At 60.0% G+C, this 10,599-nt stretch carries 11 protein-coding genes; 7 read left to right on the forward strand and 4 right to left on the reverse strand.

Annotated features, from left to right (window positions below):
* Positions 1 to 158 precede the first annotated feature (158 nt).
* Positions 159 to 1,202, forward strand: a complete 1,044-nt coding sequence (locus JJQ51_RS24250) for an NAD(P)-dependent alcohol dehydrogenase (protein WP_145632662.1) — start codon at positions 159 to 161, stop codon at positions 1,200 to 1,202.
* 39 nt (positions 1,203 to 1,241) lie between these two features.
* Here the strand turns inward: JJQ51_RS24250 and JJQ51_RS24255 are convergent, their stop codons facing one another.
* On the reverse strand, positions 1,242 to 2,504 hold the full coding sequence (locus JJQ51_RS24255; RefSeq protein ID WP_113354514.1) for an NAD(P)/FAD-dependent oxidoreductase: 1,263 nt from the start codon (positions 2,502 to 2,504) through the stop codon (positions 1,242 to 1,244).
* Positions 2,505 to 2,613: 109 nt separating this feature from the next.
* Positions 2,614 to 3,078: an Lrp/AsnC family transcriptional regulator gene (locus JJQ51_RS24260; protein ID WP_112721097.1), complete on the reverse strand. Its 465-nt coding sequence runs from the start codon at positions 3,076 to 3,078 to the stop codon at positions 2,614 to 2,616.
* Positions 3,079 to 3,240: 162 nt separating this feature from the next.
* Between JJQ51_RS24260 and JJQ51_RS24265 the strand changes: the two genes are divergently transcribed.
* From JJQ51_RS24265 to JJQ51_RS24285, 5 genes are all read left to right on the forward strand, one after another.
* Complete coding sequence (locus JJQ51_RS24265; protein ID WP_145632659.1) at positions 3,241 to 3,960, forward strand: aspartate/glutamate racemase family protein; 720 nt, start codon at positions 3,241 to 3,243, stop codon at positions 3,958 to 3,960.
* 71 nt (positions 3,961 to 4,031) lie between these two features.
* The gene (locus JJQ51_RS24270; protein ID WP_145632656.1) at positions 4,032 to 4,961 is read left to right on the forward strand and encodes a bifunctional helix-turn-helix transcriptional regulator/GNAT family N-acetyltransferase; all 930 of its coding nucleotides are present in this window, start codon (positions 4,032 to 4,034) and stop codon (positions 4,959 to 4,961) included.
* A gap of 87 nt (positions 4,962 to 5,048) precedes the next feature.
* The gene (locus JJQ51_RS24275) at positions 5,049 to 5,555 is read left to right on the forward strand and encodes a GNAT family N-acetyltransferase (RefSeq protein WP_269245389.1); all 507 of its coding nucleotides are present in this window, start codon (positions 5,049 to 5,051) and stop codon (positions 5,553 to 5,555) included.
* Positions 5,556 to 5,644: 89 nt separating this feature from the next.
* Positions 5,645 to 6,262, forward strand: a complete 618-nt coding sequence (locus tag JJQ51_RS24280) for a TetR/AcrR family transcriptional regulator (RefSeq protein ID WP_113332976.1) — start codon at positions 5,645 to 5,647, stop codon at positions 6,260 to 6,262.
* A gap of 53 nt (positions 6,263 to 6,315) precedes the next feature.
* Positions 6,316 to 7,542: an MFS transporter gene (locus tag JJQ51_RS24285; RefSeq protein ID WP_269245390.1), complete on the forward strand. Its 1,227-nt coding sequence runs from the start codon at positions 6,316 to 6,318 to the stop codon at positions 7,540 to 7,542.
* A gap of 90 nt (positions 7,543 to 7,632) precedes the next feature.
* On the opposite strand, the gene JJQ51_RS24290 is transcribed toward JJQ51_RS24285, so the two are convergent.
* Positions 7,633 to 8,880 (reverse strand): FAD-dependent oxidoreductase, encoded by a 1,248-nt coding sequence (locus tag JJQ51_RS24290; RefSeq protein ID WP_152092684.1) that lies wholly within the window; start codon positions 8,878 to 8,880, stop codon positions 7,633 to 7,635.
* Between the two features lie 10 nt (positions 8,881 to 8,890).
* The gene (locus JJQ51_RS24295) at positions 8,891 to 9,307 is read right to left on the reverse strand and encodes a winged helix-turn-helix transcriptional regulator (RefSeq protein WP_113354506.1); all 417 of its coding nucleotides are present in this window, start codon (positions 9,305 to 9,307) and stop codon (positions 8,891 to 8,893) included.
* A 137-nt stretch (positions 9,308 to 9,444) separates the two neighbouring features.
* Between JJQ51_RS24295 and JJQ51_RS24300 the strand changes: the two genes are divergently transcribed.
* On the forward strand, positions 9,445 to 10,332 hold the full coding sequence (locus tag JJQ51_RS24300; RefSeq protein ID WP_269245391.1) for an SDR family oxidoreductase: 888 nt from the start codon (positions 9,445 to 9,447) through the stop codon (positions 10,330 to 10,332).
* Positions 10,333 to 10,599 lie beyond the last annotated feature (267 nt).

The following is a 10,599-nucleotide window of genomic DNA, read 5'->3' on the forward strand; positions in this document are numbered from 1 at the left end:
AGGTAACACCGTTCGATCGCGAAAGATGCACCGCGCATTTAGATTCGCAGGATCGTACATAAAGCTTGCAGGATCGCTCTAACGCCGATGCCCGATCTCGGTGCATAGTCCAGCATCTCAATTCCACTCCCACCCTCTCCAAAATCAAGGAACTCCCCATGCCTATCGCAAAGGGTTATGCCGCGACCGACGCGTCCAAACCGCTCACCCCCTTCACCTTCGAACGCCGCGATCCGAACGAGGACGACGTCGTCATCTCCGTTCAATATTGCGGTGTCTGCCACTCCGACATCCACCAGGCCCGCAACGAATGGGGTTTCTCGAAATATCCGATGGTTCCCGGCCATGAAGTCGCCGGCATCGTGACCGCCGTCGGCTCCAAGGTTTCGAAGTTCAAGGTCGGCGATCGCGTCGGCGTCGGCTGCTTCGTCGATTCCTGCACGACCTGCGCCACGCGCGACCCGGACTACGAGCATTACATGCCGGGCCTCGTTCAGACCTACAACGACGTCGAAGCGGACGGCGAGACACCGACTTACGGCGGCTATTCCGACTCGATCGTCGTCAAGGAAGGCTATGTCCTCTCCTTCCCCGACAACATTCCGCTCGACGCAGGTGCTCCGCTGCTTTGCGCCGGCATTACGCTCTATTCGCCGCTGCGCCACTGGAAAGCCGGACCGGGCAAGAAGGTCGCTATCGTCGGCATGGGCGGCCTCGGCCATATGGGCGTCAAGCTGGCGCACGCCATGGGCGCCGATGTGACCGTCTTGAGCCAGACGCTGTCGAAGAAGGAAGATGGCCTCAAGCTCGGCGCCGACCATTATTATGCGACCAGCGATGCCGAGACCTTCACCAAGCTCGCCGGCAGCTTCGACCTTATCCTCAATACGGTTGGAACCGCCATCGACTGGAACGCATATCTCAACCTGTTGAAGTATGACGGCAGCATGGTGTTGCTCGGCGTTCCCGAACATGCCGTTCCGGTTCATGCCTTCTCGCTCATTCCGGGCCGCCGCAGCCTTTCCGGCTCCATGATCGGCTCGATCAAGGAAACTCAGGAAATGCTCGACTTCTGCGGCGAGCACAATATCGTTTCGGAAATCGAGAAGATCAGCATCCAGGACATCAACGAAGCTTACGAGCGCGTGCTGAAGAGCGATGTCCGCTATCGCTTCGTGATCGACATCGCCTCGCTGGCATAAGCCGAAAAGGGCGGCGTCCGATCCGGACGCCGCCCTCCCTTATTCTTCGCGCATGCTTTCCCGCTGCGTGATCAGCCGGGCACTGTGCTGCCGGCTGATATAGATCCACAGCCAGCTCCAGGCGACCGCGATGCGCCAGCGAACGCCGATCAGGAAATAGATATGGGCGAGGCCCCAGACCCACCAGGCGAGCCAGCCCTTAAGCTTGATCCAGCCGAAATCGATGATCGCGGCACTTTTACCGATCGTCGCCAGGCTGCCTTGATGGCGATAGTGAAATGGCCCCGGCGCTGGTCGGCCCGCAAGCTTCGCCTTGATCACCTTGGCAACGTAAGAGCCCTGCTGTTTTGCAGCTGGAGCGATCCCGGGCACCGGACTGCCATCGTCCCGCATGACGGCTGCCGTATCGCCGATGACGAAAACATCGTCTTTGCCTGGCGCCCTCAGATCCTTATCGACAATGGCTCGGCCGGCACGATCGGCTGGAATGCCAAGCCATTTTGCCGCCGGCGATGCCTCGACGCCCGCCGCCCAGACGATGGTGCGGCATGGCACGAATGCATCGCCGATCGTCACGCCCTCCGCGGTGCATGAGGTGACGGGTCTGCCGAAGCGAACATCGACACCCAGCAGTTCCAGTTCCTTGTGCGCATAGTCGGAGAGCTCTTGCGCAAAAGCCGGCAACACCCGTGGGCCGGCCTCGACAAGGATGATCTTCGCCTTGCGGGTATCGATATTGCGGAACTCCTTCGGCAGTGTCGTCCTTGCCAGCTCGGAGATGATGCCGGCGAGCTCGACGCCGGTAGGACCCGCGCCGACGATCACGAAGGTCAAGAGCGCCTCGCGGGCAGCTGGGTCGCTTTCCATTTCCGCCTGCTCGAAGGCCAGCAACAGGCGCCGGCGGATGGTGGTCGCATCCTCCAGCGTCTTCAATCCCGGCGCCACCGGCTCCCACTCGTCATGGCCGAAATAGGCATGAGTAGCGCCGGTTGCCAGCACCAGCGTGTCGTAATGGACCTTTTGGCCATTCTTCAGGAGCACCTCATGCGCCGCGCTATCGACGCCGACGACCTCGGCAAGCAGCGTCGTCACTTCAGGCCGATCGCGGAAAAAGTTGCGGATCGGCCAGGCGATCTCGGAAGTCGCAAGCAGAGTGGTCGCAACCTGATAGAGGAGTGGCTGAAAGAGGTGATGATTGCGCCGATCGATCATCGTGATGCGGACGGGGGCACCCTTCAGATCGTTGGCGAGCTGTACCCCGCCAAAACCACCTCCGACCACAACAACATGATGATCCTGCATATGGCAACACCTCGCGACTAAGCTGCTCAAAAACGTAGGGTTGAGAAGGATATGCAGCAACCGTCTTTTATGCATGGCACCTCTGCACGGCTACGATACGGCAAGGCGCCTATTGCGCATACCCGACAGGAACGGAGGCGCCGCTTTTAAGTTCCTCCATCGAGATCGATGCGGAGACGTCGAAGAGCTCGACCTTACGCACGAGCTGCTTGTAGATGACATCGTAATGCTCGACACGCGGCAATACGATCTTCAGGATATAATCATAATTGCCGGTAAGCCGATGCGCCTCGACGATTTCGGGGATGTCACCGATAACCCTGCGGAAGGATTCGATCCACTCGTCGGCGTGATGCGCCGTCTTGATCATCGCATAGACCGTAGTCGGCACCCCCATTTTTTCGCGGTCGAGCACAACGATGCGCCGGGCTATATGCCCGCTCTCCTCGAGCCGCTGTATGCGCCGCGAGCAGGCCGAGACCGATAAGGCCACACGATCGGCAAGTTCGGTGACGGAGATGCCGGCATCCGCCTGCAGAAATTCGAGAATCTTTCGGTCACGTTCGTCCAGCATGTGCGGTAATTCCCTATGTATGCGCCGTTATTTTGCACATAAATCGAAAAATGCGCAAACTTTTGCAGAGAGATCCTGATAAGCTTCAAAAAACGCAAACATACGGCGGATGAATCACCGCACTATTCCTCCATTCAACATCCACGAGCGGAGAACAGCATTATGCGCACCATTGGCCTGATCGGCGGTATGAGTTTCGAGAGTTCTGCAGTTTATTATCGCCTGATCAACGAAATGGTCCGCGAGCGCCTCGGCGGCCTCTCCTCCGCCGAACTGGTGATGTACTCCGTCAATTTCGAAGAAATCGTCGCGCTACAGAAGGCGGGGCGCTGGAACGATGCCGCCAACCGGCTCGCCGATGCCGCGCAGCGCCTGCAGTCGGCCGGTGCCGAATGCGTGCTCATCTGCACCAACACCATGCACCTGATCGCACCTCAGGTTGCCGAACGCGTTTCCGCGCCGCTCATCCATATCATCGATGAGACTGCCGCCGCCTTGAAGACAGCAGGCCGCGTGAAGCCGCTACTGCTCGCCACGCGCTACACGATGGAACATGGCTTCTATGCCGAGCGCATGGCTGAAAACGGCGTCTCCATCATGGTCCCCGGTTCCGAGGATCGCACCGTCACGCACGATATTATCTTCAACGAACTCTGCGCCGGCATCATCAAGGACGAGTCGCGCCGGAAGCTGAACGCCATCATCGAACGCGCCAAGGCCGAAGGCGCCGACAGCGTTATTCTCGGCTGCACCGAGATCTGCCTCATCCTCGATCCGAAGGCGCTGATCCTGCCGGGCTTCGATACGACGACGATCCATGCGGAAGCGGCTGTGGATTTTGCTCTCGCGAATGAAAAAGCTCGCAGCAGCTGCGCGGCCTGAGTCCAATCAATTTACTTGACTGAGTCCAATAAATAGCCAACATCGTCTCCTGTATCTGAGGAGACGATGCCATGAGTCCTGCTGCCGAATTCGCGACCATCGATGCCGTTCGCGACTTCAACCGCTCCTACACGAATTTTCTCGGCGTCCTGAACAAGGCCTATCTCGACAGCCCCTATACCCTCACGGATGTGCGCGTGCTATTCGAAGTCGGCTTCCGCGGCGGCGTCGCCGCCTCGGCGCTGACGCGCGATCTCCATCTCGACCCCGCCTATCTCAGCCGTATCGTCAAGCGCTTCCGCGAGGATGGGTTGGTCGAGACGACGCCCGATCCGACCGATGCGCGCAGCCAGGTCATAAAGGTCACCGATAAGGGACAGGCGCAATTCGAGGAATTCGTCCGCCGCTCACGCGCGCAGATCGCCGGATATTTCGAAAAGCTCGCGATCGGAGAACCAGAGCGTATCGTGGCGGCAATGCGGACGATCCAGGACACGCTGGGCCCTGATCGAACCGCAGCGCCCCCCACCATCATCCGCAACCATCGAGCGGGGGACATCGGCTGGATCGTACAAAGCCAAGCACATTTTTACACCGAAGAATTCGGCTGGGACGACCGCTTCGAGGGATTGGTGGCCGAAGTCGCCGGTAAATTCCTGTCCAATTTCAATCCGCAGAAGGACCGATGCTGGATTGCCGAGCGAAGCGGCCTGAACGTGGGCTCCGTCATGATTACCGATGGCGGTGACGACATGGCGAAGCTTCGGCTGCTCTATGTCGACAAGACCGCACGCGGCCTCGGTCTCGGTAAGATACTGGTCGACGAGTGCATCCGCTTCTCGCGCGACGCCGGCTACAGAACACTCTCGCTCTGGACCAATGATATCCTCGACACGGCGCGGGCGATCTACATCAAGGCGGGCTTCAGGCTTGTGGCGGAGGAACGGCATCGGATGTTCGGCCCGGAATTGAACGGCCAGACTTGGGTGCTCGATCTGTAAGACATCGCTGACCGTCTGCACGGATAGACACACTGTGGCTTCGCCCTTATCTTCGATGCTTCCCTGATTTGCATTGAGATACCAGTGATGACCGCAAGTAGCGAAATCCAGATACAGCCCATATCAGCCGATCATATCGAAGGCTTTCACAAGGCGCTTGATACGGTCGCGCGCGAGCGGGAATATCTGTCGCTGCTCGAAGCTTTTCCATTGGAAGAGATGCGCGCCTTCGTCCTCCGCATGATCGAGAACCGCAATCCGCAGTTCGTTGCCTTGGCCGATGGGAAAGTGGTCGGCTGGTGCGATATCAGCCGCCATATGTTTCCCTCTCACGCCCACGCCGGCAAACTCGGCATGGGCATCATCCCCGCCTATCGCGGCAAGGGCCTAGGTCGTCGCTTGATCGAAGCAACGCTGCGCGCCGCGCGTGATGCGGAAATAGAACGCATCGAACTCAGCGTCCATGCGGACAATGACAGAGCCATCGCGCTCTACGAAAAAGTCGGCTTCGTCCGCGAGGGTCTCGCACGCAATTCCGTCCGCATAGACGGACGTTATAAAGACGCGATCCATATGGCGTTTTTCCACGAATAACGAAACCAGCCACCGCCATTCTCGCAATGTCTTGCTGCGGCGCAAAAAATCGCTTGATTTGGAAACGATCATTTCCTAAAAAGAGTGGCATGACGATAGACACTCTCGATACCGCACCGAAGCTTCGTGGACGCCCGCGTGAATTCGACATGGATTCCGCGCTCGATGAAGCACTGCGCGTCTTTTCCGAGCGCGGCTATTATGCAGCCTCGATCAGCGAATTGACCGAAGCCATGGGGCTGACCGCAGGCAGCGTCTACAAGGCTTTCGGCGACAAGCGCGGCGTCTTCCTGGCCGCATTCAACAGGTATCGCCAAGTCCGTCAGCAGCTGATCGACGACGCGCTTGCCAAGGCGCCGAATGCCCATGAAAAGCTACGGACTTTGGTGAGGTTCTTCGCGGAGGCCTCATGCGGCGAGATCGGCCGCCGCGGCTGCCTTGTGGTTGGAAGCGCGACAGAGCTTGCGCTTTTCGACGAAGAAGTTGCCGGCCGTGTCGGCGTCGCCTTCGATTTCGACGAAAGGCGCATCCTCAATCTGATCCGTCTCGGACATGAGGATGGCTCCATACCGAAGCATGTCGATCCCGAAAGTACCGCTTGCGCCCTGCTTGCCCTGACGAAGGGCATGCGCGTGATCGGCAAGACCGGCCGCAAGGCCGAACATATGCTCGCCGTCGCCGAAACGGCCATGAAACTGCTGAACTGATTTCCATCGAAATTTCGGGGGACACGCTTCCCTGCCCGCATCGAGGACGAAACATGCCCGCAACTGCCGCTGCCCGACGGGAGAGCACGCCGCTCCCCGAAAAGACCATTTCGCCGCTTCTCACATTCATGTTCGCCGCCGCCTGCGGGCTGGTGGCTGCCAATCTCTATTACGGCCAGCCGCTCGCCGGTCCCATCAGCCAGTCGCTCGGCTTCAGCCCGGCGGCGACCGGCCTTATCGTCACCCTGACGCAGATCGGCTACGGCCTCGGCTTGTTGCTGATCGTCCCACTCGGCGACCTTCTTGAGAACCGCAAGCTGGTGCTGACGCTGGTAGCGCTATCTGCTATCGCGCTCATAGGCGCAGCTTTTGCCTCCTCGCCGTCGCTGTTCCTGCTCGCCTCGCTCTGCATCGGCCTGGCTTCCGTCGCGGTGCAGGTCCTTGTCCCCTTTGCCGCCCACATGGCGCCGGACGCCAGCCGCGGCGCTATCGTCGGCAATGTCATGAGTGGCCTGCTCGTCGGCATCATGCTCGCCCGCCCGGCTGCGAGCTTCCTGTCTGAGCTTCTCTCCTGGCACGCCGTTTATATCATCTCGGCCGGCGTCATGGTCGGCCTGATCGTCATCCTGCGCCTTGTTCTGCCGACCCGCGTGCCCCATACGAGGCTGCATTATGGGCAGCTGCTGTCCTCCATGGGCCACCTCGCGCTTCGCACACCGGTCCTGCAGCGTCGTGCGCTGTACCAGGCCTGCATGTTCGGCGCCTTCAGCCTGTTCTGGACGACGACACCGCTCTTGCTGGCGAGCCCGGCCTTCGGTCTGACGCAAAATGGTATCGCCCTTTTCGCGCTTGCCGGCGCGGCGGGGGCAGTCGCCTCGCCGATTGCCGGACGTGTTGCCGATCGCGGCTGGACGAAGCTTGCCACCGCCTTCGCTCTGACGATCGCCATCGTCGCCTTCCTGATCGGCCATTTTTCCGGCAGCGGCTCGTTGCTGGCACTCATCACCTTGACGCTGTCAGGGATCATGCTGGACTTCGGCGTCCAGACGAACCTCGTGCTCGGCCAACGCGCCATTTTTGCGCTCAGCGCCGAACATCGCAGCCGCCTCAACGGCCTCTACATGGCGACCTTCTTCGCCGGCGGCGCCCTCGGCTCGGCGCTTGGCGGCTGGGCCTATGCGACCGGCGGCTGGAACCTGGCTTCCTGGATCGGCGTCGCCTTCCCGGTCATTGCGCTGCTTGCCTTCCTGACCGAGAGCAATTCCAGGAAAAGTGCATAGCGGTTTTCCGTCTGGAATTACTTGGAAATAAAGGGGTAGAGCCTTTCCGCTATGCGGAGAAAAGCGGAAAGGCTCGAGCGAGAGAAATGATTACGATGGCTGCGGTAGAGCCGGCCGCAGCCAGTCACATTCCCGCAAACCGGCGCCATGGAACGGGTCGACCAGCGTGCCTGAAACGATACCCGCCAGGATCTGGGGCGCGGGAGGCACTTTGGAAATGGTCGCGACCAGCCGGTCTCGGATCCAGGCCAATGCTGCCGAATCCGATTGGTAGAAGGGCGTAAAGGCAGCAGAGAGCAGCTGAAAAAGCCGCACATGCACCCACCGCGCCTTGGCATAGGCAGCAAGAGCGGCTTCGATGGTTTCATGTCCTGCCAGAGCATGCGCCAGAGCCGCGACATCGAGCAACGCCATGTTGGCACCCTGCCCGAGCTGCGGGCTGGTGGAATGGGCCGCATCGCCGACGAAGACAGTCCGTCCGCTATAGGGCGTCATCACAGTGCGATGGGCATAGCGCGCCAGCGTCAGTTGGTCCCAATCGATGATCTGCTCCAGTAAGGGCTCGCATTCCGGCCAGTAGCCGCGGATCGTCTGCTTCCAGCGCTCAAGCCCACGCTTGCGTACCTCATCGGCGTCAGCGACTTTCAAGCTCCAGAACAGAGCCGCCTGCTTCGGCAAATCCGGCCTTCTACTGCCGATCGGTAAGACGCCGATCATCACGCTGGCCTTGTCATAACGCTGCGTCAGCGCCGCTCGATCCACCAACCCTTCGGGGCAATCGAGCGTCGCCCAGAAAGCGCCGTAAATAAGGTTGCGGGCACGCGGCGCGACGGGCGAGGCCGCGACCAGTTCCGAGCGCGCCCCGCTGGCGTCGATGACGAGATCGTAAGGCCCGAGGCGCCCATCCCCTTCGACGGAGAGAAAGCATTCACCACCCTCCTCCGTCACACCGATAACACGCTGTCCCGTATGGATCGGATGTCGCCGTGCAGAGACTTCGTCGTAAAGCGTATCGAACAGCGCCGCACGATGAACGCCAAGCCCGTAGCGCCCGCCCGGCAGCGCGTTGTAGCGCACATCGAGGACGATGCGGCCGCGAGTGGTCTCCGTGCCGAACAATCGATCGATGCGATTGCCGGCCGCATGGATCGCCGGACCAAGCCCAAGCGACTCAAGCACCGTCAATCCGGTCGGCTGCAGCATTAGCGCCGAACCGACGGGAGCCGGGCTATCGAACCGTTCGATGATATCGGTGGTATGACCAGCGCGAGTGAGAAAGAGAGAGGCGGCAAGGCCGGCAGGTCCGGCGCCGACGATAGCAATCTTCAAAGGCTTCACGATGGGCGGCTCAGTCCGGCGATTGATCGAAACGGGCGCGGGCGGCCTTGACGGCCTCGTGATTGGCTTCTGCCCAATTCAGGAGATGAGCCAGCGGCTCGTACAGCGAATGGCCGAGTTCTGTCATCCGATATTCGACGCTCGGCGGCTTGGTGGGAAATACCTCCCGGTCGATATAGCCGTCGCGCTGCAGGTCACGCAGCGTCTGCGTCAGCATGCGCTGGGAAATATCGGGCACCAGCCGACGCAGTTCGCCGAAACGATACGGTCGCTTGGCCAGTGTTTCCAGCAATAGCACCGACCATTTTCCGCCGATCTGCGAGATCAGGTCCCGGACGGGGCAATTGCCGAAATCAAGATTGCTGAGATCGAAGTCGCGCAGCGGCGGATTTTTGCTGCGCAGATTGACGACGGCGCTGGCTGCCATGCCGGTTCCCTTTTGGTAACTTGGAGCCCAAAAACTGCCTCCTTTACACCATGAAGTCAATTCCTATTCTAGTGCTAGTCTCTTTTTGAGAGCAACAAACCGCTGTTAATGTGCGGCGGTCCAACAAGGGAAAACATATGAGCAGCACTCTTCTCGTCACCGGCGCCGCCGGTAAGCTTGGCCAGCGCGTCATTCATCACCTGCTGGAGACATACAAGGTCGCTCCCGGCCGCATCGTCGCCGCAACGCGCAGCCCCGAAAAGCTTGCCGATCTCGCCGCCAAGGGCGTCGTCACCCGCAAGGCCGATTTCGATGATACCGCTGGTTTGCCTGCTGCTTTTGCCGGTATCGACCGGCTGCTGATCATCAGCACCGATGCGCTCGCCGTCCCCGGCCTGCGCCTGAAGCAGCACACGGCTGCCGTCGAAGCCGCGAAGAAGGCGGGCGTGAAGCATGTTCTCTATACCTCAATGCCAGCCCCGGACGGTTCGCTCGTCACCTTCGCACCTGACCATCTCGGCACCGAAAACGCCATCAAGGCAAGCGGCATCGGCTACACGATCCTGCGCGACGCCTGGTACTTCGACAACTACCTGATAGGCCTGCCGCACAGCCTCGAAACCGGCAAGTGGTACACCGCGATCGGCGGTGGCCGTATCAGCAACATCAGCCGCGAAGATTGCGCGCTCGCGATTGCCGCCGCCTTGGCATCCGACGCAACCGACAACGCCACCTACACACTGACAGGCTCGACCGCTGTCACCATCGAGGATGTGGCAAGTGTCGTCAGCAGGATTACCGGCCGTCCGCTCGAAGTCGTGCAAGTCAATGACGAACAGTTCGCTGCCGGTCTCGCCGGCGCCGGCCTGCCGAAATTCGTCGTCGACATGCTCGTCTCTGCCGATGCCAACACTCGCGCCGGCAAATTCGACATCCTCACCAACGACTTCAACAAGCTCACAGGCAAAGAACCGCAGACGCTGCGCAGCTTCTTCGAAGAGCACAAGGCAGCGTTGGCTGGCTGAGTTATGGAAAAGTCGAGCCGGCTCGTATGCTTGCTCTTGCTGAATGCCATCGTCTCTCCGTGCCGCGGGGAGACACAATCTTCCAAATTTATCTCTGAAAAAAACTTACCTGATAATCCATAAGCTCCTCTGGATCATCGGTGAACTGCACCCCGTTCTGACCGGACAGTCGGCATAAGCAGAAAGGCTCAAGCACAGGCTTGAGGACATGCTTATGTCTAACGAGTATCGACACGTTGAACTGCTGACGGGTGATGTCCGGCGCAG

This window comes from Rhizobium sp. AG207R (genome assembly GCF_027109195.1).
Lineage (GTDB): Bacteria > Pseudomonadota > Alphaproteobacteria > Rhizobiales > Rhizobiaceae > Rhizobium > Rhizobium dioscoreae.

Coding starts and splice junctions, on each gene's coding strand:
- JJQ51_RS24265 (WP_145632659.1), top strand. CDS start 3,241: ATGCGCACCATTGGCCTGATCGGCGGTATGAGTTTCGAGAGTTCTGCA.
- JJQ51_RS24300 (WP_269245391.1), top strand. CDS start 9,445: ATGAGCAGCACTCTTCTCGTCACCGGCGCCGCCGGTAAGCTTGGCCAG.
- JJQ51_RS24280 (WP_113332976.1), top strand. CDS start 5,645: ATGACGATAGACACTCTCGATACCGCACCGAAGCTTCGTGGACGCCCG.
- JJQ51_RS24250 (WP_145632662.1), top strand. CDS start 159: ATGCCTATCGCAAAGGGTTATGCCGCGACCGACGCGTCCAAACCGCTC.
- JJQ51_RS24285 (WP_269245390.1), top strand. CDS start 6,316: ATGCCCGCAACTGCCGCTGCCCGACGGGAGAGCACGCCGCTCCCCGAA.
- JJQ51_RS24275 (WP_269245389.1), top strand. CDS start 5,049: ATGACCGCAAGTAGCGAAATCCAGATACAGCCCATATCAGCCGATCAT.
- JJQ51_RS24270 (WP_145632656.1), top strand. CDS start 4,032: ATGAGTCCTGCTGCCGAATTCGCGACCATCGATGCCGTTCGCGACTTC.
- JJQ51_RS24255 (WP_113354514.1), bottom strand. CDS start 2,504: ATGCAGGATCATCATGTTGTTGTGGTCGGAGGTGGTTTTGGCGGGGTA.
- JJQ51_RS24260 (WP_112721097.1), bottom strand. CDS start 3,078: ATGCTGGACGAACGTGACCGAAAGATTCTCGAATTTCTGCAGGCGGAT.
- JJQ51_RS24295 (WP_113354506.1), bottom strand. CDS start 9,307: ATGGCAGCCAGCGCCGTCGTCAATCTGCGCAGCAAAAATCCGCCGCTG.